Source organism: Veillonella sp., from assembly GCF_018381775.1.
GTDB lineage: Bacteria > Bacillota > Negativicutes > Veillonellales > Veillonellaceae > Veillonella.
On sequence record NZ_JAGZRH010000011.1, the window covers coordinates 16,058 to 38,687 of the forward strand.

Annotated in this window: 19 protein-coding genes; 2 read left to right on the forward strand and 17 right to left on the reverse strand. The window is 40.7% G+C overall.

Annotated elements, in window-relative coordinates:
- Window positions 1-113 precede the first annotated feature (113 nt).
- From KH109_RS07540 to KH109_RS07605, 14 genes are all read right to left on the reverse strand, one after another.
- Window positions 114-2,288 carry a ribonuclease J gene (locus KH109_RS07540; protein ID WP_363158781.1) on the reverse strand — a complete coding sequence of 725 codons (2,175 nt, stop codon included), beginning with the start codon at window positions 2,286-2,288 and terminating at the stop codon, window positions 114-116.
- Window positions 2,289-2,640: 352 nt separating this feature from the next.
- Window positions 2,641-3,720: a DUF805 domain-containing protein gene (locus KH109_RS07545; protein WP_295217916.1), complete on the reverse strand. Its 1,080-nt coding sequence runs from the start codon at window positions 3,718-3,720 to the stop codon at window positions 2,641-2,643.
- A gap of 80 nt (window positions 3,721-3,800) precedes the next feature.
- Window positions 3,801-4,592 carry a uracil-DNA glycosylase gene (locus KH109_RS07550; protein ID WP_295217929.1) on the reverse strand — a complete coding sequence of 264 codons (792 nt, stop codon included), beginning with the start codon at window positions 4,590-4,592 and terminating at the stop codon, window positions 3,801-3,803.
- Window positions 4,593-5,044: 452 nt separating this feature from the next.
- On the reverse strand, window positions 5,045-5,818 hold the full coding sequence (locus KH109_RS07555) for an ABC transporter ATP-binding protein (RefSeq protein ID WP_024064372.1): 774 nt from the start codon (window positions 5,816-5,818) through the stop codon (window positions 5,045-5,047).
- A gap of 11 nt (window positions 5,819-5,829) precedes the next feature.
- On the reverse strand, window positions 5,830-6,582 hold the full coding sequence (locus KH109_RS07560) for an ABC transporter permease (protein ID WP_038122972.1): 753 nt from the start codon (window positions 6,580-6,582) through the stop codon (window positions 5,830-5,832).
- A gap of 10 nt (window positions 6,583-6,592) precedes the next feature.
- Entirely contained in the window at window positions 6,593-7,546 is a 954-nt protein-coding gene (locus tag KH109_RS07565) for an ABC transporter substrate-binding protein (RefSeq protein WP_119206784.1), read from the reverse strand.
- 437 nt (window positions 7,547-7,983) lie between these two features.
- A complete protein-coding gene (locus KH109_RS07570; protein ID WP_295217982.1) occupies window positions 7,984-9,612 on the reverse strand; it encodes a glycosyltransferase family 39 protein in 1,629 nt (542 codons plus the stop codon).
- A 10-nt stretch (window positions 9,613-9,622) separates the two neighbouring features.
- The gene (locus KH109_RS07575) at window positions 9,623-10,210 is read right to left on the reverse strand and encodes a DedA family protein (protein WP_295217994.1); all 588 of its coding nucleotides are present in this window, start codon (window positions 10,208-10,210) and stop codon (window positions 9,623-9,625) included.
- 161 nt (window positions 10,211-10,371) lie between these two features.
- Window positions 10,372-10,593, reverse strand: a complete 222-nt coding sequence (locus KH109_RS07580) for a DUF2922 domain-containing protein (RefSeq protein ID WP_009352278.1) — start codon at window positions 10,591-10,593, stop codon at window positions 10,372-10,374.
- Between the two features lie 239 nt (window positions 10,594-10,832).
- A complete protein-coding gene (locus KH109_RS07585; protein WP_009352393.1) occupies window positions 10,833-11,039 on the reverse strand; it encodes a DUF1659 domain-containing protein in 207 nt (68 codons plus the stop codon).
- A gap of 322 nt (window positions 11,040-11,361) precedes the next feature.
- The gene (locus tag KH109_RS07590) at window positions 11,362-12,108 is read right to left on the reverse strand and encodes a hypothetical protein (protein ID WP_295218007.1); all 747 of its coding nucleotides are present in this window, start codon (window positions 12,106-12,108) and stop codon (window positions 11,362-11,364) included.
- Window positions 12,109-12,522: 414 nt separating this feature from the next.
- Window positions 12,523-13,398, reverse strand: coding sequence for a CoB--CoM heterodisulfide reductase iron-sulfur subunit B family protein (locus tag KH109_RS07595; protein ID WP_060923769.1), 876 nt, complete (start codon window positions 13,396-13,398; stop codon window positions 12,523-12,525).
- Window positions 13,398-14,360, reverse strand: coding sequence for a succinate dehydrogenase/fumarate reductase iron-sulfur subunit (locus tag KH109_RS07600; protein WP_005385096.1), 963 nt, complete (start codon window positions 14,358-14,360; stop codon window positions 13,398-13,400). Before KH109_RS07600 ends, KH109_RS07595 begins: the two co-directional genes overlap by 1 nt.
- 1 nt (window position 14,361) lies before the next feature.
- A complete protein-coding gene (locus KH109_RS07605; RefSeq protein ID WP_156719811.1) occupies window positions 14,362-16,080 on the reverse strand; it encodes an FAD-binding protein in 1,719 nt (572 codons plus the stop codon).
- A gap of 887 nt (window positions 16,081-16,967) precedes the next feature.
- On the opposite strand from KH109_RS07605, the gene KH109_RS07610 reads away from it, so the two are divergent.
- Both KH109_RS07610 and KH109_RS07615 read left to right on the forward strand, forming a co-directional pair.
- Window positions 16,968-17,642, forward strand: a complete 675-nt coding sequence (locus KH109_RS07610) for a response regulator transcription factor (RefSeq protein WP_024066445.1) — start codon at window positions 16,968-16,970, stop codon at window positions 17,640-17,642.
- The gene (locus tag KH109_RS07615; RefSeq protein ID WP_295218036.1) at window positions 17,620-19,035 is read left to right on the forward strand and encodes a HAMP domain-containing sensor histidine kinase; all 1,416 of its coding nucleotides are present in this window, start codon (window positions 17,620-17,622) and stop codon (window positions 19,033-19,035) included. The genes KH109_RS07610 and KH109_RS07615 overlap by 23 nt, the downstream gene beginning before the upstream one ends.
- 139 nt (window positions 19,036-19,174) lie before the next feature.
- On the opposite strand, the gene KH109_RS07620 is transcribed toward KH109_RS07615, so the two are convergent.
- The 3 genes from KH109_RS07620 to KH109_RS07630 form a co-directional block, all read right to left on the reverse strand.
- Complete coding sequence (locus KH109_RS07620; protein WP_295218046.1) at window positions 19,175-20,488, reverse strand: DUF445 domain-containing protein; 1,314 nt, start codon at window positions 20,486-20,488, stop codon at window positions 19,175-19,177.
- Window positions 20,485-21,720, reverse strand: coding sequence for a DUF445 family protein (locus KH109_RS07625; RefSeq protein ID WP_295218058.1), 1,236 nt, complete (start codon window positions 21,718-21,720; stop codon window positions 20,485-20,487). Before KH109_RS07625 ends, KH109_RS07620 begins: the two co-directional genes overlap by 4 nt.
- Before the next feature lie 103 nt (window positions 21,721-21,823).
- Window positions 21,824-22,525 carry an MBL fold metallo-hydrolase gene (locus tag KH109_RS07630; RefSeq protein WP_295218072.1) on the reverse strand — a complete coding sequence of 234 codons (702 nt, stop codon included), beginning with the start codon at window positions 22,523-22,525 and terminating at the stop codon, window positions 21,824-21,826.
- Window positions 22,526-22,630 lie beyond the last annotated feature (105 nt).

The window sequence follows — 22,630 nt, forward strand, 5'->3', positions numbered from 1 at the left end:
CGCTACTTATTGTAAAATTCCTACTTTGATTACGTTAATTTTACAATCATATACCAATGAAAAACAAGCAGTTGTTAAATAAATATTTTAACAACTGCTTGTCTTAATTATATCTATACGTCTTGAATAATCGGCAAAATCATAGGACGGCGGCGAGTTTTATCGTAGAAGAATTTACCCAACGCGTCGCGTACGTTTTGCTTGATTGTAGTCCAATCTTTAATGCGTTGCATTTCGCATTCTTCAAGGACTTGGTCTACGCGATGTTCTGCAGCAATCATAAGTTCTTCTGCGTCACGTACGTATACGAAGCCACGAGATACGAGATCTGGACCAGCTACGATTGTACCAGAAGCTTTATCCATCGCCATTACCACGATAACCATACCTTCTTGAGCCAATTGTTGACGGTCACGGATAACGATGTTGCCTACGTCACCCACGCCAAGGCCATCTACGAAGATAGCACCAGCTTGTACACGACCACCTTTACGGCCACCATCTTTATCAAATTCAAAGATTTGACCATTGTCGCCGATAAGAACTTTCTTAGGATCTACGCCCATAGCAACGCCAAGTTCACCGTGACGGCGCAACATGCGGTACTCACCATGAACTGGAATGAAGTATTCTGGGCGAACAAGATTAAGCATCGTTTTAAGCTCTTCTTGGCTCGCATGACCAGATACGTGGATACCACGATCTTTACCATATACAACGTGACAACCTAATCGGAGCAAGTTATCAATAGTTCTACCTACAGCACCTTCGTTACCTGGAATTGGTGTAGCAGAGATAATAACTGTATCATTCGGTGCCAACTCTACAGTGCGGTGGTTGCTTGTAGCCATACGGGACAAGCCTGCCATCGGTTCACCTTGAGAACCCGTTGTTAAGATCATGATTTGGTCATCTGTGTAGTTGTGCATTACATCTACGTCGATGATTGTATTTGGTGGAATGTTCAAGTAACCGCGTTCTTGAGCGATTTCTGTAACATTTACCATACTGCGGCCCATAACGACAACCTTACGGTTAAACATAACTGCCGCATCAATAGCTTGTTGGATACGAGATACGTTAGATGCAAATGTAGCTAACACAACGCGACCTTTTGCTTCTCCAACAGCTTGTTTAATAGCAGGACCTACGGAACTTTCAGAACCTGTAGTACCTGGTTTTTCAACGTTTGTAGAGTCGGACATCAAGGCCAATACACCTTTATTGCCGAGCTCAGCAAATTTGTGCATATCCATCAAACGGCCATCAACTGGTGTTTGGTCGATTTTAAAGTCCCCTGTATGAAGTACAGTACCGATTGGTGTATCGAAGTACACAGCACAGGAGTCAGGGATGGAGTGGTTTGTTTGGATAAAACCAACCTTCACTTGACCAATTTGAACTTCATCGCCTGCAGCAATAGTACGAAGACATTTTGGAGATACCTTATGTTCTTTAAACTTGCCTTCAATCAAACCACAAACGAGATTTGTTGCATATACTGGGCAGTTAATTTCTTTCATAAGGTATGCCAAGGAACCAATATGGTCCTCGTGACCATGGGTAATTACGACAGCTTTCACGCGATCCTTATTCTCGATGATATAGCTCATATCAGGAATAACGATATCTACGCCAAGCATGTCTTCGCTAGGGAACGCAAGGCCAGAGTCGAGAACGATGATTTCGTCCTCATATTGGAAGATGGTCATGTTTTTACCGATTTCACCAAGACCGCCAAGAGGGATAATTTGGAATTTACCCTTATTAGCGCCATTTGGTGTACGACCTACTAATTCCACAGGAGCCTCTTGATTGTTGCGGTTTGTGGAGCGATTATTTGGACGGTTGTTATTACGGTTTTGACTATTGCGACCATTGTTAGAGCGCGTATTACGCGTATTTTCACTACGTTCACCACGTGGTGCACGAGTTTGACGAGGTTTACGTTCTGTACGTTCTTGACCTTCACCTTGCTCAGCATTACGACGTGTATTTGTACGGCGTGTCGTATTAGTACGACTACCATTTGCATTTGTACGAGTATTTGTACGGCGTTGGCGTGTTGTGCCTTCACCTTCACCAGCTGCATGTTGACGAGTACGACCCTCGCCAGCAGGGCGACGTGTATTAGTGCGGCGGCGAGTCTGTTTATGTTCGCCTTCAGCCGCAGCTGTACGAGTAGCAGGTTTTGCTACTGTTGGTTCTGCTTTCACTTGTGCAGTAACCTGATTATCTGTTGTATTCACAGTTCCTCCTAAAATTTTGTTCATTATTTTATTTAACATAGTTTCTTTTCTCACCTATCACTTGAATTGATCTATGCTATGGAGGCCACACAAAGAAAAAGGCGCTAAAATACTAGCGTCTCGTCAAATAGGCGCAAAAATGCGCTATCAATTTTTGCCGTTCCTAGTGTTGTTGTGACCATTTGCCATAGCAAATGAGTATATTGCCATCATTAGATATGTCAGCCGCGACGGGTACGTTCTCTTCGTTCCTATCCAATGGGTCTTGCAATATAATCCGATCGATTTTGATGAAAGCCTCGCTTTCATACGTTATGTCTATTGTAACATAAAAATAGCGTTAACAAAAGAGGCGAGTCCCCATGTTAACGCTACTTAGATATATCACATTCTATTTATCATCATCTGGCATAGTTTTGTAAAAGCCTTCGATACGCCATACACCATTCTCTTCAATAACAGAAATATAGCGCTTCATCGGCGTTGATTCTACAACACCGGCGCCAACCTTTGTAGTTTGTAGGTTTGCATCAAAGACAATGCGCTTCAAATCCCCTGTGCGACTCACCCGTGTAACACCTAGGGATACTACATCCACCTTTGGCGCCTGTTTCATAGATGCTAGCCATTTTTGTTTTTCTGTCGGGTTTGTACTAGCTTGGCTAATGATATAGGTGAAAGCCTTATCATAATCCTTGTTATTTACGGCATCAAAATAATTTTGCACAGAAGCTCGCGCTGCTTCCGCACTGCCTTCACCAACGATAGAGTTTGTAAGCCATCCGTCAGGGAATACTTCATTAACTGGGCCCATCGCACGTAAAGATGTGCCAAACACACAGATTACTATAACAAGTAATCCCACTAGAACACGTGTAGTTAAAGCACTACTCGTAGGAGATACCTTCATAATAGATGCCAAGCGCTTATCTATGACGATATGTTGCAATGCGCTGCCATATTGATTATCCTGTGGCTGTCCTTTTACACATAACAAACCTAATAAGATCAAAGGCCCTACAAAAGGAATAAGAAACAACAACAAGGTAGCGCTGCTTTTACCTGTATCATGAAGACGTCGTACAGATAACGCAGCTAAAGGCATCAAGGATACTAAGCTGAGTATGGCAACGATAAGACCTGCTAATCCGATTAGATATGGACCCGTATGGAATATTGCTGTTAAGCCATAAAATACTGCTAGCAAGCCGACAATAGCAATATGCCACAACAATAGAAACTGGAAAAACTCTCTACGAGAGGCACGTCCATCCGTATCCATGAACTTTTTCCCCATTACATAGAGGAATGTATCCTTATAGCTCAACTGATAATGGGCGAAAGGATAGATTACATCGCCTTCTGGTGCGATACGCTCCACCTCTGTTGCCACTGTATACTGCCCACACGTAGGGCAAAACATAGCCGCCTCATCACAATAATGACGGCAAGCATCACAATACCGTTTCATAAACTTCTCTCCGAAACTCTCAATCTTTTATTATTTTAACTATCTCAATTACTTATTATTTTAATAATCTCAATCACCTATTATTTTAAATAGGTATCTACCGCATCAGAAAATCCTTGTCGATATAGATTGGCACCACCGTTTGCGGGATGGCGCAAACCAATGGCAGACAAGCCAAATTTGCCCATCATATCCGCAGATTTTTGTCCTACTGCGAGCACGAGAGGATCTACACCGCCTAATTCTATATGTAGATCTAACAAGCGTTTTGTATACTCCCAACCTACTTGTTGTTCTCTATCCGTAGGTGTACGGTTAGTCAATGGATTTCCATCCTTATGTGGGTGGAATGGGAATATGTTCCACAGCAACGTGTCATACGGATCGATGCCCTTTTCAACAATGGCACTCCATACTACAGTGTCAGTAGGTTCATTAAAACCATCCTTTTGCTGTGTTCCTTTTAACAAAGAGCTAGTAGGTGAACTAGTACGTTCCAACTGAATAGTCGTGATATCCTTCGCACGAATGGTTTTGTGCTTATCTAGTAGCATTCTTTCACAAGTAATAGCAATACCTGTAAAGCGGCCCCCTTGATAGCCTACAGCCTCTGCCACTACAAAGACCTTAGCTCGACCTAAACGAGGCAATAAATAAGCGACCAAATTATCTCGACGTACTCGGGCCGCATCAAAGCCCTCTACGACAATCTCTAAATCAGGATTTACCTCACCCCAAGGATTATGAACAAAACTACCTTGATACTGAGCAAGCCAATCTACAAAGCTACGTACCTTCGCTACTCTCTCTGCATCAAAGGACGCTATATATTCATCAAAAGACAAGATCTTCTCTAACTCAAATAAAGACATACAGCCTCCAATTTAAATTTCATATGTTATTACCGATATATATCTACTATACATGATAATTACACGAATTGCATAAGAAATATATAGTCATATGTACTACAATCAAGATGTCACCACTCCGTTCTGGGGAAACAGGTACAGAAAGGAGGTGCACCAGTGAAAGATATTCTTATAATCCTTCTAATTCCTATCATGGTAAATGTGACCAGCTATCTCATTTGCAAGTGGTTAGATAGGAAATTTCATGGTGATTAACCCCGTTAGCTTAGACGATTAAAAGCAATAAAAAACTCCCTCAAGTATTTCGCCGTTCTTGAGGGAGTTTTTTTGTGCTTACAGTGAATTCTTACAATCCTTCAGCTACTTATAGTATACATTATTTTAGAGTTTTGTCTATTATAAAACACCCAAGAGTGTAAAACTCCTTGGGTGTTTCATTAAGGCATATATAACTAAATATAGAACTCGATTTTGTCTTCTTTTGCTAGTTGGAATTGTTCGAAGATGTGGTTCCGTATATTAACAAAGTTCGGCGATGTACGATCGGTTCTGTCGATGATGTTTACAGGGATTATAGTTTGTACTCGACCTGGATTTGCAGATAGTACTACAACGCGGTCTGCAAGGACTACGGCTTCTTCAATGTCGTGCGTAACGAATACAACTGTTTTACCTTCTTCGCGGCAGATGCGAGAGATTTCGTCTTGTAAGTTGATACGTGTTAATGCATCGAGAGCGCCTAACGGCTCGTCCATGAAGATAATATCTGGATCTACCGCTAGTGCACGGGCAATGGATACACGTTGTTGCATGCCCCCAGATAGTTCTGCAGGATAGCGATTGCGAGCATGATCGAGGCCTACCATTTTAACGTATTTATCGATGATAGCGGGACGCTCTTCTTTAGGCACCTTTTTACTTTCAAGACCAAGCTCAATATTGCTTTCCACCGTACGCCATGGCAACAAGCCATAATTTTGGAATACCGTTACATATCTGAGTTGAGGCGCTTTCACCTCTTCACCGTCGATAGTAATGGAACCAGATGTAACGAGCTCAAAGCCTGCTATAGCGTTTAATAGCGTACTTTTACCGGAACCAGAAGGGCCTAAGAGGCAAATAAACTCGCCCTTTTCAATATCTAGATTAATATCTTCAAGAATGGTGAGTGGTTCCCCATCTTTCATAAATTCCTTGTGTGCATTGCGCACCGAAATGTAACCCATGAGGCCACCTCCTATTTCTCAATACCCCAACGTTTGTAAATCCATTTTTCGATGAGGGATACGCCCCAATCGAGTAAAAGCCCAACGAAACCGATGGTCAAAATGGCTACCATCAAGAGATCATTACGCAAGTTATTTCTCATATCGATAATAAGGAAGCCAAGGCCTGTTTGGGAGCCTACCATTTCCCCTGTTACAAGGAAGATCCACGCCGTACCGAGAGCGATGTGAAGACCCGATGCAATGCCTGGGAATACGGCAGGTAATACGATTTTAAATAATAGTTCTGGCTGTTTAATACCAAAGTTGCGTGCTACCTTGATGTACACAGGGTCAATATTTTGAATAGCAGATACGGTGGACAATAGCACCGGGAAGAATGCTGCAATAAAGATGATAACGATAGCTGGTGCTTGACCGATACCGAAGAAGAGAACGATAAACGGCAACCACGCCACAGGAGAAATTGGTCGAATGACTTGAACGATTGGATTGATGTAGTTCCAAATCCCCTTATACCACCCCAAGATAAGGCCGAAGAATACGCCAGCCACAACGGAAATGATGTAACCGATAAAGAAACGCACTAAACTATCTGCAATATCTTTAAAAAGAACACCATCGCCTATAAGTTCTCCAAATCCGAGTAATACCTTATATGGCGTTGGAAATAGCGCTTCATTAAAACCGCCGAGTCGAACGATCAACTCCCAAATTAGCCAAGCTGCGATAAATGAACCTGGCACATATGTATATTTCTTCATGGTCCCCCTCCTATGGTAACAATGATGTATCTACAAACTCTGAATAGGTCGGCACTTTTTTGATTAAATCAATATGTGTCATATGATGCACAAGCGCATTATAACGGTCCTCTGTAAGGGCTAAATCTTTAAACCCAATCACTTGTAAGGAACGTTCAATAATAGGATCCTTAAACTTTAAATATTTTAAGGCAATTTCTTTTTGGGACTCTGGATGCTCATCTAGGTATTTACCTGCATCGAGATAGGCTTTTGTGAAAGCTTTTGCCAAGTCATGATGTTCATCGACGAATTGACCATTAAACACGAGGGCACAGCAAATATTATCATGCCAGAGATGGTCAGGATCTTCGAAGACCTTCCCAGTTCCCATTTCAAGGGCTAGAGAGCCAAATGGTTCGGCTACACTATACCCAGCAATTTGACCTACCGATAGAGCAGATGGCATTTCTGGAGGGCTCATTTCTACGATTTGTACATCTTTTTCAGAAAGACCCGCTTCTTCAAGCATGCAATCCACGAGAACTTTTTGAGTGGATTGTTTATGAGGGATAGCAAAGGATTTGCCTTTTAAGTCTTGAACGGAGTTAATATCCTTATTGACGATAATAATATTACCCTCTGTATGACCAAGTGCAGCAGCACGAACATCAATGCCTTGTTCACGAGCCTTTACACCCAGTTCAACAAGAACAGCTGCGGCATCTACCTTACCAGTATTTAACGCATCCATAAGCTCTGGCCAAGACCCATATTTAACAAGTTCTACATGAACAGGACCATCTGCCGTTTCCAGCTCTTTTGTAGCAAATACTGGTAATGCATGAGTAATTGGTAAATAGGCTACGCGTACAGTCTTTAATTCTTGTGCCGTCTTTGGTTTATGGTATTCATGATAACCATAGGCTATGCAGCCAATAACCAAGAGAACCACTCCGATGATTAGATACCATGTCTTCTTCATAACTTCCCCTCTTTCTACCTCACAACAAGGGGCGTTTTTGACACATGTCATTTTTCACACTTTTCTAAAACCTAGATGAAGTCTGGTTCTAGAATACCTTGTCTTCTAAACTTATTTATACCCTACTATATCAATATGTATTAATTATGTCAATAAAACACAGTAATATTGTAGGTATTATTATTTAGGTACGAAATACATCAATATAGACCAAATAAATCCAAATAAATATAATAGTCTAAGTATAGTAGTCTAAAGATATGAACTACTATATCTACAAAACGATTTAGCACTCCAGCTTTAGCAATACTATAAACAAGAACTCTATCACTAAACAAAAAAGCAGGTAGTATCCATTGGATACTACCTGCTACTAGCTTTAATATTTTCAGCTTTAATGTTTTTCACTTATTGTTAGATTGTATGTAAAAATTTACTTAAAACAGTCTCTTTTTATTTAGTATATATACTTCCGCTGTACCAGCTTCGCTAGACTCAGATACATTTGGATAGATAGTAGACTGACGGAAGTGCTTGATTTCACCTTTTGGAACGATGAGCATCAGAGGTTTACCAGAGGCGATTATCTTGTTAAATTCCTCTTCGTTAACTTGTTCCATAAGATATTTCTTCGACCATTCAGCACTACGTTTTTTCAATTTATCTCGATCATCCCAGCGACTTTCATCACCGTTGATTTTAATAATCTTATGACCTGTATAATATACAGTCGCTGTACTATAGCCGTTGTAGTAATATACATCGCCATCATAAGAATCTACCACAGGCACTACATCAATATTACTACGCTGTTTTACAAATGGTTCTAACCCTTCTACCACAACAATGGAAGAAATAACCATCGTACCTAGAACAATGACACTAACAAGGCGATACCCTTTTTTTGTATACCACGCATGGAACAAAAGAAGTACTGCTACAGCTACTACAACGTAAAGCAAGAAATAGAAGCCCCATGGAGCGAAGAATGATCCCGCTACATAGGCAATCCATAAGAGTAAGGTAGGTCCCATAATAACCCATTTAATAGCTCTAGATTTACCTTTACGTATAATCTTCATAACGCCCATGGCACCAATAGCACTAAATGGAACGAGACTAACAAAGGTATATAAAGGATATTTTGTAGCCATCAACGTATAAAATAAGACGATGCCTACGCCCCAAGTCATATTATAGATAAAGCCTGTATGACGTTGTTTTAAACCATCGATAATACCGTAAATAACGGCCCCCGTCCACGGCATAGAAGCGCCGAGGAAGATAGCTAGATAATACCACCACACATTATCTTCTGGATGCTCGGATTGTGTGGCACGTGTTACATTGTGAAGACCTAAGAAGCCATTTATGAAATCTTGACCATGAACACTGTACATATACACATACCACGGCATACAAACGGCTAAGAAAGCAAGAATACCGCGCCAATCGAAGATAGCTTTCACCATCGACCAAGAACGATTGATACCGGCAAAGACGAGTAAAATCATTCCCGGCAAAACAAGTGCTACAGGCCCCTTTGTGAGCACCCCGAGGGCGGCAAAGATATAGGCCACAATCATAGCATATGGTTTCTGTTCTACCATCCCCTTATAGGAATAAATCATGACCATGATCGTCGTATAAAGTAGCACCATGTCCGTAATAACGCCATGAGCTACGGTCCAGAACATGAGGGATGTACCAAGAACACCGGCCGCAATTAAGCCGAGGGCCCACTTGCCGCTCATAGTACGCGTCGATTGATACATAGTCGCTACAGATAAAGCGCCAAAGATAGCACTGGGTAAACGAACCACCCAATCGGCAATACCAAAGATTTTAAATCCAAGGGCAATGAGCCAATAAATCATAATCGGTTTATCGTACCAATAGGTGCCGTAAATTTGAGGTGACAACCAATCTCCGGAGAGAACCATTTCCTTAGCAGTTAACGCATAGTTAGATTCCACAGGATCCGTAACAGGCAACATATTATTGCCAAACAGATAAAAAACAAGCCATACAATAAATACGACTGGAGTTAATCGTGAAAGTTTCATAAGGGCCTCCTTATCGGCGATTGCGATAGTATTTAAAGCCCAATACAGCCGCTATAATAACGAATACAACAATCATAACAATCAAGAATTCATGATTGTATTGGATAAGATCCTTCCAATTTTCACCGAGTACTTTACCCAGGTAAACAAGAAGGATTGTCCAAGGAATCGTGCCTAGTACAGTCCAAATGACAAAATGCCACATTGGATAACGAGCCATGCCAGCTGGGAAAGAAATAAATGTACGAACACCTGGCAACAAACGGCCAAAGAACACCGCGGCACCACCATACTTATTAAACAACTTTTCAGCGAGTTCAAATTTATGTTCATTAAAGAATATGTATTTGCCATATTTCAAAAGAAGTGGACGTCCGCCATGCTCACCCATCCAGTAGGATACGATAGAGCCTACAATGCCTGCTAAAATACCTACAACCATAGTCGTATGTAAATCAAATATGCCCTGAGCAATCAGATATCCAGCAAAACCTAAGACGATTTCACTAGGAATAGGAATGTTAGCATTTTCCAAAACCATTGCAATAAACATGGCTCCATAGCCATACGTTTCCATAAATGAAATGATATATTCCACTGTTTTACCCCTTTTTAATTCCCATACGGGTCCATTATGCACAAATTTTTGGGCATAGTATTTTCATCATTACCATACTTATTCGGTATATCTTATATTTTACCATAATAAAAAGGCCCTCACCACAGGTGAAAGCCCTTTTAACGATTTGCAGTATACGATTATTGCAATTCAGTAGTTTGAGTTGTTACTTCGCGAGCCGTAGTAAATGCAGCAAGTTCTGCATCACCAGAACCAAGGATTACTTTGTTAGCTACTAGCGCATTAGCCGCTGTTTTAGCATCTTGTAAAGTAATTCCAGCACGAGGAGCACTAATTGTGACTGATGTGCTTTTACCACCGACCGTAGAAAATGTAAGATATACAACGCGTTTTTCCGCCATGTGGGCGCCTCCTTTCACGTTTCATAAACAAGTTCTCGTATAGATAGAATAGGATAAGCTCTGTAATTCTGTAATTACACTTAGATTAAACATATCTATCCATGATTCATATCAATAAGGATGGGAATGTGTGGACTTGCGATTGCTACACCCTTTTACGACTATGCAAGGATGTATGAAATCAGCAATTTAGAATGTGTTTGGATCACATAAAACAAACATGTGTAGATAATCTACAATTAATGTCCTAAAGATACTTCATTGACGCGGACCACGTCGGACAAGCTGTGGTCATACAAGGCTGCCAGCGCATTACCAACGGTTTTCACATTATCGTCGGACGCTTCTTCTGCAACACGTGTATAGGTTACGTCTTTATACTTCGGCGCATCTTCGGTACCGATGTTAAAACGCAACACCAATTTAGTGCGTTTAATGTTAGCCATCGTATCACCTCCTTTCACCCTCTTATATTCCTGAGGTCCTCCTTCGACAACCCCCTCTAGAGTAATTACGGTAATCATTGTGAAAGTCAGAGAACAACAACTCTAAAGCTATACTTCTTGTAGTATTTATATAAATCTGACAAACAATACAGGAACATACACGCCATAAACTTGTCATAAATATAGAAAAAAGACCCTTACAAGTCATTAGCTATACAAATATAACTAACAACCGTAAAGGTCTACATAAGCCCATAAAAGGCAATGAAACTCTATAAAATGCAATACACCATTATTAAGGTCGGTGCTCTATAGATAAATATTATTCAGTTTTCAAGGCTAACATAAAGTCATTTGCTTTTACAGCTGCCTCAGTATCTACAAAGTGTAGCGGGTTTAATAAGCGACAAAATTTAAAGAGATATTCACGTTTGCGTAAAATTTCTTTTACATGTAACACCGTATCACGCGCCGTACGAGCCGAACTATAGCCATTCATCATAGCGTATAGGTAAGAAATCGGTAGATTATCTTCACGCAAATAGCTATGCACAAAGATGAGTAAATCCCAACCTTGCGGTGTAAATTCAGGCCAACGACGACCATTTTCCCAATCTAATAAAGTAACCTTATCAGTATCTGGATCATAGGTGATATCTCGCATGGCAGGACGGCCATGGGACAAACCATAGTCATGAAGTTGCCCCAATGTTTTACCAAAGCTATAGAAGATATGAGTGACCATATCTTGTAAGCTATCATCATCAGGATGTTGCGCTGGTAATTCACTATAATAGGTTAATGTTTTACCAGACCCTTCTGTAACGAAATAATGCTCTCTAAAACCAGCAATCACTGGCGCTACAGGCAGCTGAGTATTTACGAAGGAAATTTTATAAAACTCATAATCAAAAGAAGCTCTAGGAGCTGGTTTAATCCAACTAGAGCGGTGATTACTGATATCTTGTTTTACATAATAGGTTTTATCATTAAACTCTACAGGAAAAACACGATGGTCTTTCTCTTCATCGATTATGCGATCAATATATTCTAATAACATATCATTCATTATAGCCTCCCTGTGTATAACACTCTACAACACTAGTGTCCCTCAGGCATATATTTCAAAAAAAATGTAATATAACAATTTACCCTTCTATTGTTATATTCCTCGAAATATATAATATTAAATAATTTATGAGTAATAGCATATTAGCTATTACTCATTTAAGTGTATACAATTAATGTATTTATTATACTACAATTATCATCTCATATCAAAGAGAATTCACTTCACCAATATAGATAAACACTGTATTATCGGCAAACTCTTCATGTTAATCTCAAATAACCTACCTTGGTTTTAACCCACAAAAGAAAAACCCCCTAGCCTAAGCTAGGGGGTTCTTCTGGTAATTATGATAATAGGTTTAGATTTAAGACAATACGAGGACCAACTGAGGTCATGTCTAAATCAAACGAATTAACCAACGAATTTAGTCACTGCTGCAGTATCAGTTAAGTGACGTTTAGGCATGCCCATTTCTTCAGGGGAAATGCCAAGAGCAAGACCCACTAATTGGGACATGTGCAAGATTGGCATATCTTTGCCACCGCCAACAACTTCTTTTGCTTCTTTTTGGAACATATCAAGTTGCATTTGGCAAAGTGGGCAAGGAGTTACTACGCAATCTGCGCCTTCTGTAGCTGCATCTTTGTTGATGGAGCCAGTCATTTGCATTACGGAATCATGTGCAGGGTATACAGCATGGAAACCGCAGCAATCAAGTTTACGGGAGAAGTCGATTGGTGTAGCACCGATAGCAGAGATCAAATCTGCTAAGGATGTAGGCATTTGATAATCTTCGAAGCCCAATTCAGTTTGAGGACGAAGAATATGGCAACCATAGTATTCAGCTACACGTAAACCAGTTAAAGGTTTAACAACTTTAGCTTTTAATTTGTCCAAACCGTAATCGCGGATCAATACCCATAAGAAATGAGTGATGTCAGTTGTACCGCGGTATTGTTTACCGATTTGAGCTAATTTTTTGTTAACTTCGTTCTTTTCTTTTTCGTTTTTATCAAGCTCGTTTTTAGCTTCACGAAGCATCAAAGTACAAGTGTTACATACAGTTAAAAGGTTCAAACCTTTTTCTTCTGCCAATGCAATGTTACGAGCATTTGTAGCAAGTGTAATTTCTGGAGCGATGTCTTGAACGTGGGACGCGCCGCAGCAAGTCCAGCCGTCAAGCTCTTCCAACTCGATGCCTAATTTTTTAGCTACAGCAACTGTTGCTAAGTAGTCTTCTTTGGCAGCGCTTTCAAGAACGCAACCTGGGAAAAATGCGTATTTCATTATTTGCTTACCTCCTCAGCTGCTTTCATAAGTCTGCGAACACCATCAATACCATTTACAGGTTTTTGAGGTACTACAAGTTCGAATGGATTGATTTTGCTGTGTTTCCACAAACGTAAAGCATAGAATGCTTGTTTAGCGGAATCAACAACACCATCAGATTTCAAGCTCATAGAAACTTCTTTCAAGCGACCAGTTTTGTAGAGATCGTCTTTGAAAGCAACTGCATGGCGAACGCCTTTGCTGTTAGTAAGACCAGCTTTTGTAGCTTCTTTACGCAAGTTGGAAATATCTTGAGCAGGTTTTAAGTGTTTAGGACAACGGGAGATACAGTTCATGCAGTGAACGCATTTCCAAAGACCGTTGTCGAATGCAGGTTGAATGTGAGCCATAGGTGCATCATCACGGCTATCCAATACGAAACGGTTAGCTTTTGTGAATACATATGGTTCTAAGAAGTCATCTTGACGTGCAGTCAATTTGTTACATTCAGATGCGCAGCAACCACAAAGGATACATTCTGTACCAGCAACGAATTTTTTGAAGTCAGCTGGAGTTTGGCGAACGATTTTGTCACCTTCGTTGAATTCTGCTTTAAGGAAGATCCAAGGAGCAACTGTTTTCAAACGATCAACTTTTGCTTCCCAGTCAACAACTAAGTCGCGGATAACGCGGAAGTTGCCGATTGGTGCAATTGTCAATTCATCAGTACCATAACGTTCTGTTAATTCGTCGATTTTAGCTTCGCAACCAAGCATTGCTTCGCCGTTTACGCGAATGGAGCAAGCGCCGCAAACTGCGGAACGGCAAGCTGCCAAGAATGTTAAAGTTGGATCTTGAGTATCTTTAATTTTTTGAAGGCCCCAAAGAATTGTACGGTCAGCTTCATAGTCAAATTTGAAAGTCTGTACAAACGCGCGACCTTGTTGGTAACGGTGAATATGGTAGGTGATTTGTCTCATCTTAGTACTTCCTTTCTTGTGGTTCGTATTTAGTGAACACTACGTCGCGTTCAGTCAATTCGTACTCGCCGTTAGCACCCAATTTGATCAAAGAGTGTTTTAAGTATCTTTCATCATTACGTTTTGGATGGTCTTCACGGATATGAGCACCACGAGATTCACGACGGTGTAAAGCGCCCATAGCAATAGCTTTAGCTACTGTTAACATGGAACCGATTTCACAATAGTTAACGAATGCCATGTTGTAAGTACGTTCAGGGTCACCTACATAACAAGTTTTATAATCTTCCATCAATTGATCGATTTCTTTTAATGCTTCAGTAATACCGTCTTCATTACGGAAGATACCTACTTTGTTCCACATTGCATCAGCCAATGCATCGCGGATTTCAACTACAGGACGACCGCCTTCACGAGTTGTTACTTCAGTGAATTTAGCTTCCCAAGCTTTTGCAGCTGCAGCTAATTCTGCATCTACGTTAGGTTGTTCATGTGTTTCAGCATAGTCAGCTGCGCCAGCACCGGATACTTTACCGAATACTACGCCGTCTGCCAAGGAGTTACCACCTAAACGGTTAGCACCGTGGATGGAGATACAAGAAGCTTCGCCGGAGGAGAACAAACCAGGCAATTCACATGCACAAGTTTTGTAATCAACTACGTCGATACCGCCCATTGTATAGTGACATGTAGGACGAATAGGTACTGGTTGTACTAATGGATCGCAATGTTCGAAAGTCATAGCCAAGTCACGGATACCATGAAGTTTTTCAATGATAACTTCAGGACCTAAGTGACGAAGGTCAGCTACTACGTATGCGTTAAGACCAGAACCGAAACCACGACCTGCAGCGATTTCATCTTCGATTGCTTTCGCTACAACGTCACGGGATGCTAATTCCATTTTATTAGGCGCATATTTTTTCATGAAACGTTCGCCTTCAGCGTTAAGAAGGTAACCACCTTCACCACGAACTGCTTCAGACATCAAGATACCAGTACGACCAAGACCAGTTGGATGGAATTGGATCATTTCCATATCTTTCAATGCATTACCAGCGCGGAATGCTGCTGCCATACCATCGCCTGTGGAAAGGAATGGGTTTGTAGTACGAGTCCAGAAAATACGACCTGCACCACCAGTAGACAAGATAACTGCTTTTGCTTTAATTTGTTCTACGCGACCTTCTTTCATGTTCCACACAACTGCGCCACCAACGTGACCGTTTGCGTCTTTAACAAGATCTAAAAGGTACCATTCTTGTAAGAAGTGTACGCCTTCTTTCAAGCATTGTTCATAAGTAGTGTGCAAAATTACGTGACCAGTTTTATCCGCAGAGTAGCAAGTACGTGGATAAGATTGACCACCGAAGTTACGTTGAGCAATTTTGTTTTGCTCTGTACGAGAGAATGGAGCACCCATGTGGTCCATTTCAAGTACGCCTTCTGGACAACGAGAGCAGAAGAATTCGATCGCATCTTGGTCACCAAGATAGTCAGAACCTTTTACTGTGTCGAAAGTATGAGTTTCAACTGTATCTTCAGCTGCAACGTTATTCAAACATGCATTTACACCGCCTTGCGCCATTGCTGTTGCAGAGCGAGTTGGGAAAATTTTAGTAATAAGAGCTACATTTAAGCCTTTGCGACGACCAACTTCAAGAGCCGCGCGTTGACCAGCGCCACCGCTACCTACTACTAGAACATCAAACTGTTCCATAATGACCTCCTCATAACTACCTATTAATAAGAAAATTTGTTAGACTATCTCATTTCAAAAACTTATAAAAATTTTTGATAACCTAATCATTTTTCTTTCAAGAAAAGCCCCATACTTATGCGACTTTTCTTATAGCTTTACATATAATTATAGAGAGCATTTGGTGTGATGTCTAAACCCTATTATGCATAATTAATTTTGATTAATCTAACTGATAATTTATTTCACTTAGTATTTTTCTTGTTTACTTATGAACATTTAAAATAGATTTATGAATATTTCATACAAGAAGTTAAGGATATTACGAAAGTAATTCGGTTCCGAAATTTTTGTATATTTTTATTTCTTACAAGACATCAACTAGCCTTATAAATACTGTGTTTATTCAACGTCGAAATCATTCATAATAATTAATATCCGTTAAATTCCTACCAAAACTACCTCGATTTTAACCATCGAAAATCATTAAATTTCTACGACTATTATTGGTATTTATCTCTCTGATAATTATTATCACAAGTTTTTTTAGTGATTTCTTTCACACTCGCCAAAATTGGTAAAATCAGGTCTATCTATGCGCATACGGCAATCTTCGATATAGTTCATCTTCATTCATTAGCAGAATTCATTAAGTTTCAAGTTTTTCCCATCTTTTGGCTTTCAAAACATGAAGAAGACGCTTATAAACTCGCATATACATTCATCTTTTGCTCATTCCTGTTGTATAAGGTATGATAATAGATAAATAAGTTATATAATATTATATATATATAGTCACCCTTATATGGTGTTGTGGCTTTCACCAAAAAGAAAGCTTATATATATAATGACTATATTAATGTAGTTGGAGAGCTATATTTTTAACTCATACATAAGGAGAACAGAGAATGAAAATTTTACTTGTAGAAGACGAAGAAATGCTGAATGGCATTACCGCCAAATATTTACGTGCAGAGAATATGACGGTTGATACATGCTTCAACGGTCAACAAGCGATTGATTATGTAAACACATCTAGCTATGACGTTATCGTTATGGATATCATGATGCCGATCCTCGATGGTATTAGTGCTCTTGCTCAAATGCGTAACGATGGCAATACAACACCTGTATTGCTTTTAACTGCAAAAGATTCCTTACAAGATAAAGTTACAGGTCTCAACACTGGTGCTGATGATTACCTTGTAAAACCATTTGATCTTGAAGAGTTAACTGCTCGTATCTATGCATTAGCTCGCCGTAACGCACGTCATGCACAAAATGATATCCATGTTGGTCCTCTTACTATCAATGTGCCTCAACGTACTGTTAAACGCGACGGCGAAACAATCACATTGACTGCAAAAGAATTCGACCTCTTATACTATTTAGCAAGTAACGAAAACATCGTATTATCCCGTCAACAAATTCTTGATCACGTTTGGGAATACGATTATGAAAGCTACTCTAATCTTATTGATGTATACATCAAAGATTTACGTAAAAAGATCGATACTGATGAGAATGTAAAACTCATTCAAACAGTTCGTGGAGTAGGGTATGTCCTCAAAACAGAAAACTAATGATCCTCACCGAGATCTAGACACCATGTCTGGGGCAGCTACCGATTTATTTAATCGGCTGCCCCTAACTTTTAAAATCATGTCTTGGTATACCATCTTCTTGCTTATCATTTTGATGGTTGCATCCGCATGGATTTATGCATATACGCACGAATCCGATAACAAAGAAGTTCGCGAGCGCTTACAGCAGCAAGCAATGATCATGGCTACGGATATCCGTAAATTTAAGCCGTACCAAGATAACACATTCTTCTTTGTATCAACCCAGGACGGCTATATCATTAAAGGTGCACTACCAGATGGCTTCCCTAATCAAACAGTCCTATCCTTGGGGCAGGTTGGAGAAATCGCTGTTGGCGATGATACCTTCTACTACTACGATACACCGGTTAACGAACCAAATTATCGTGGTATTTTGCGCGCCGTTACAAAGGTAAAAACGGCCTCTAAAAAAACAGAAAACCTTTTATATAGTTTATTATTAGGTGATGTTATATTCTTGTTGATTTCATCATTAGGCGGTTATCTATTCATCAAGAAAGGTCTCAAGCCGGTCCGAACCTTGACGAAAACAGCTAAGGTTATCGGTAAGAATAACGACTTAAGTCGCCGTATTGATATTTCATCCCGTACAGCACGAGATGAAATATACGAGCTTACTACCACATTTAATCGCATGCTTTCAGGCCTTGAAGACTCCTCCAATCGGGAGAAGCAATTTAGTTCTGACGTATCCCACGAATTGCGCACACCGATTGCGGTTATTAAAGCGGAAAGTGAGTTTGCTTTAAAATACGGTCGTACAGAAGATGATTTACGTGAAGGTCTGACACATATCTTGGAACAAGCCAAGTTTATGACAAACCTCGTAAGCCAATTGCTCGATGTAGCACGCCTTGAAAATGCTCATGACCTTAACTTAGTGCCTGTAGATGTGTCGTTAATGTTAACGAACATGGTACATGACTATACACGGCTCTGTGCAGAAAATACAGAAAAAAGGATTTCCATCACATCCACCATTCAACCTAATATGCGTATTGTCGCTCATGAAGTATCCTTACGTCGTGCCATTACAAACTTAGTTGATAATGCTATCAAGTTTACGAACTCCTCTATCGACATTTCAGCTAAGCTTGCAGGTGGTGAACTGATTATCACGGTAACAGATAACGGCATCGGTATCGAGCCGGAAAATCTCGAGCATATTTGGGATCGAATGTATCAAACAGAGCAATCTCGGAACAAGAAATCCAACCATGGTATTGGCCTTGGCCTGTACTTTGTAAACAAAGTTATTAACTTGCACCACGGCACAGTTACTGCCACCAGTGAGCCACAAGTTAGAACTACATTTACAGTTCGATTGCCATACAATAGAATTGAAGAATAAGCTAAAGCTTACAGACATATAACAAAACGCTAGCACAGAGACATCGTCTCGTTGCTAGCGTTTTTGTATTATGTAGCGTTTTTGTATTATGTAGCGTTTTTGTATTATGTAGCGTTTATAGTATGTAACCTTGAATTGTTTAGCCTATGAATTGTTGCCATAGCGGCATATAAACGTATTCTAGGAAGGTCCATACAACAAGACCCGCTACAGCACCAACGATGGCACCATTAATACGAATCCAACTGAGGTCATCCTCCACCTTAGATTCGATGAAGTAAATAAACTTCTCTGTGCTAAGGCCGCCGAGCACTTGGCGTATGATAGTTTCAATGAGATCATAGCCCTGTTCGAGGACATATATGCCAATATTGTGCAATGTATCTTCTATACGTTTTCTAAGATCTTCGGATTGACCATATACAGTCCACAATTCAAGCGCAATATTCACGAGAACTTGTGCTGGTGTTTCCCCATTTTCATCCCCTACGAGTAACAATTCCTCTACATACGGGCATAAATGGTTTTCAATGACAGATTCCCAATCTTGTTCACGAATCCAACGTTCCCACGCTTCATCGAGAGCATTACAAACCTCGCGGTTTTCTTCAATATGGCGAATTGGATCTACCCATTGGCGAAGCCATGCAGTCCGTTCAGGACTATTTGGTCGCTTCCAGTTTTCAAGCATAGCATAAGCCTCTTGAACGATAGCCTGTGCCAACTCATGGTAGTTTACCACATCAGTCGCTTCAGACATGGAGATGAGGAAATCAGACCAGAAGCCTTTCCTCTTTTTCTTATGAGCCTCTTCTGCTACAACCGCTGTAAGCCATGTCACCATAGCTGGATGATTGATACGTTCTTGAATTACGTTCAATACCTGTACAACCATGCTTTCATAGCGATTATGTTCACATAAATCGAGCAATACGTGTTTTAATACAGGTACGAGGGAGTGTTTTTCTAGTAAACCGCGAATGCGTTTCGCCCCCCATTGAGCCCATTCCTCGCTCGTTTGAGATTTCCATAATAGATGCAACCCTTGATGAATCACGAGACGCGCTGCCCGTTGCCCTTCCGGTGATAGCAAGAATTTTTCAAACAATGGAACAAATTCCACATTATTTAACAATACCTTGCAGCGATCCTTGGTAAGCATCTTTGTTTCAACCAGCTTAATAACACCGTTGATAAGGCGATCTTTATTTCTTGGGATGAGCGCCGTATGGTATGGAAAACCGAGCGGCTTACGGAACAAAGCAGTTACGGCAAACCAGTCGGCTACACTGCCGATGAGCGCAGACTGTACAGCCCAATAAAGCGGCTGATACCAGCTTTCATAGCCATAGAAAAATTGACCTATAAAAACAAAACAGTACAATACAGCAGTCAAACCAAGAATACCGTTTGCGCGCTGCCGCAAGGTGAGGGATTTCAAATAGCTAATCATTTGAGCACCCCCTCTACAAAAATGGTCAAGCCGTAGAAGATGCCGCCTAGGACAGCCCCTACAAGGGAACCATTAATACGAACCATTTGAAGGTCATAGTACATCTTGCCGCGTACGATTTGGGTGATTTCATCTGGTGAATAGCGAGACAGTTCCTGACCGACTACTCTATCGATGAGCGGGTTCAATTTTTGTAACCACGGAATACTGCGAAGCAAGAAGAACCGTTCAAACGGCGCCTGCTTGTCTGGGTTCAGCAAGATTTCTGTACCGAGCACATTAAAGCGGTCCATAACGATGTCCATGAGGCGATTCCAATCTACCGTATCGCCGTCGATGAGCTTACCTTCCCATTCTTCAAGGACCATTCGGATCCATTGGTCTTTATGTTCTTCGATGAAAGCTTGCCATTCCTTATTAGTTTCCAAATTATTGAAAAATCGAATCGCTTGGCCCCATACGTAGCGACCTAACGCAGAATCGATGGACTCATTTTCCTTAAGGAACTGAACGGCCTTTTTCTGCACCGTTTCCACCAATCGTTCTGGTGAAAGCCCATCCCCACCAAAGGCGATGGCCAATTCGCGGAAGAAGGAATCCTTTGTATAGGTTTTCATTATGTCCAGCATAACGCGATACAAATAAGGATATACCTGATTTGATGCGATAACGCGCTGACAGGTACGGTTAAAATAGAGCCAGAAAACGCTTGCTGTTTGGCGCTCTAACATGCAGCGGCCAAACAAGATAACGAGAGGCGTCGCCTTCCAGTTTGTAACACCTTTATAAACAGCCTTGTTGATTTCTTGACGCATAGGCTCGATATCCATATGGGATAACACTTGATTACCTACACCGTACAAGATTTCTTTAATCTGACCTTGCCCTACATCGCTCATGCCGTATTCAATGATACGAACCATGACGCGCTCTTTTTTGATGGCATAATACATCTGCGGCACGCGCAACAACTCTTCACTGAGCATGGTTCGCCCCATTTGTATGAGTCGCTCCTTACTGCGCGGCAAAATAGCGGTCTTAAAAGGAATTCCCAAAGGCTTCGTAAAGAGTGCCGTTACCGCATACCAGTCAGCTAAACCACCAATCATGGCCGCCCCAGATACGTGCGTAATAAACGCCCAGAACGTATCCTGTCTTTGCGGATATGCAATTAAAAATATAATAGCCATGACAACCAACAGGGTGGTTGCCACTGGTTTAGTCTTCATCATCACTTGATCCTAACTTACTGAATTACGTATATAGACTCTCCCCATATAACGTAGTGACCTCTAGGGTCACGAACTTTCACGAACTATAACTGTGAAAGTAGATTTAGAACGAGCATTCATCACCATCTTTTTGAGGCGCCCAAATTGGCACATCCCCAAAGAGTGCTTTGAAATACACAGATGGTGTCCATAATGGACCATTTAGATGCATCGGAATAAAGGCCTTATTCACTTGTACGCGGCGCAAGAATTCAATACTGCCCCACTCCATAGCGTCTTCAAGGCGATTATCAACAGGGAACATCGCCACATCTACAGATAAGCCTTCTAGCTCCTTAAACTCGCGCCAAGCCATGCGCTTTGCGTCTGCATTATTTTCTGGTGTATCACCTAGCCAATGCCACCAGTTGAGGTCGCCTGCATGGAAGATAGAGTCAGAATCGATGTTAGCCGTATTTGTCTTTACGTAGAAAGAACCGCCTTCATCGGTGCTACCATACATATGGATACCTACATCATCAAGTGTGGCATCTTGTCCAGGGCGCATGGTAATACATTTCTTCACCTTACCCTCTAACGGTACATCTTGATGGCAAATATAACGAGTTTGAGGACCATCAAACTCCGTAATAGACGGATTAAAATGATCACCATGAGTGTGACTCACAAAGAACCAAAGCTCACGACCTCGTTTAGCTAATTGCCAAACTATATTATTAGGATCTTTATAATAATCAAATACATAGCAACGCTTACCATCATCTACGAGGAAGCCACTATGAGCTAAAAAAGTAACATTTAACATTATTATCAATACCTCTATTTTATTGAGAATTTATATCATTCGTATTGTTTATTATACCATATTTTTATAAAGACAGGGCATGATAAGTAGTGATACAGTTTAGAA

What these genes read in the sequence shown, in the direction of transcription:
- KH109_RS07540 (WP_363158781.1), bottom strand. Translation starts at nt 2,288, where the DNA reads ATGTTAAATAAAATAATGAACAAAATTTTAGGAGGAACTGTGAATACA.
- KH109_RS07545 (WP_295217916.1), bottom strand. Translation starts at nt 3,720, where the DNA reads ATGAAACGGTATTGTGATGCTTGCCGTCATTATTGTGATGAGGCGGCT.
- KH109_RS07550 (WP_295217929.1), bottom strand. Translation starts at nt 4,592, where the DNA reads ATGTCTTTATTTGAGTTAGAGAAGATCTTGTCTTTTGATGAATATATA.
- KH109_RS07555 (WP_024064372.1), bottom strand. Translation starts at nt 5,818, where the DNA reads ATGGGTTACATTTCGGTGCGCAATGCACACAAGGAATTTATGAAAGAT.
- KH109_RS07560 (WP_038122972.1), bottom strand. Translation starts at nt 6,582, where the DNA reads ATGAAGAAATATACATATGTGCCAGGTTCATTTATCGCAGCTTGGCTA.
- KH109_RS07565 (WP_119206784.1), bottom strand. Translation starts at nt 7,546, where the DNA reads ATGAAGAAGACATGGTATCTAATCATCGGAGTGGTTCTCTTGGTTATT.
- KH109_RS07570 (WP_295217982.1), bottom strand. Translation starts at nt 9,612, where the DNA reads ATGAAACTTTCACGATTAACTCCAGTCGTATTTATTGTATGGCTTGTT.
- KH109_RS07580 (WP_009352278.1), bottom strand. Translation starts at nt 10,593, where the DNA reads ATGGCGGAAAAACGCGTTGTATATCTTACATTTTCTACGGTCGGTGGT.
- KH109_RS07585 (WP_009352393.1), bottom strand. Translation starts at nt 11,039, where the DNA reads ATGGCTAACATTAAACGCACTAAATTGGTGTTGCGTTTTAACATCGGT.
- KH109_RS07590 (WP_295218007.1), bottom strand. Translation starts at nt 12,108, where the DNA reads ATGAATGATATGTTATTAGAATATATTGATCGCATAATCGATGAAGAG.
- KH109_RS07595 (WP_060923769.1), bottom strand. Translation starts at nt 13,398, where the DNA reads ATGAAATACGCATTTTTCCCAGGTTGCGTTCTTGAAAGCGCTGCCAAA.
- KH109_RS07600 (WP_005385096.1), bottom strand. Translation starts at nt 14,360, where the DNA reads ATGAGACAAATCACCTACCATATTCACCGTTACCAACAAGGTCGCGCG.
- KH109_RS07605 (WP_156719811.1), bottom strand. Translation starts at nt 16,080, where the DNA reads ATGGAACAGTTTGATGTTCTAGTAGTAGGTAGCGGTGGCGCTGGTCAA.
- KH109_RS07610 (WP_024066445.1), top strand. Translation starts at nt 16,968, where the DNA reads ATGAAAATTTTACTTGTAGAAGACGAAGAAATGCTGAATGGCATTACC.
- KH109_RS07615 (WP_295218036.1), top strand. Translation starts at nt 17,620, where the DNA reads ATGTCCTCAAAACAGAAAACTAATGATCCTCACCGAGATCTAGACACC.
- KH109_RS07620 (WP_295218046.1), bottom strand. Translation starts at nt 20,488, where the DNA reads ATGATTAGCTATTTGAAATCCCTCACCTTGCGGCAGCGCGCAAACGGT.
- KH109_RS07625 (WP_295218058.1), bottom strand. Translation starts at nt 21,720, where the DNA reads ATGATGAAGACTAAACCAGTGGCAACCACCCTGTTGGTTGTCATGGCT.
- KH109_RS07630 (WP_295218072.1), bottom strand. Translation starts at nt 22,525, where the DNA reads ATGTTAAATGTTACTTTTTTAGCTCATAGTGGCTTCCTCGTAGATGAT.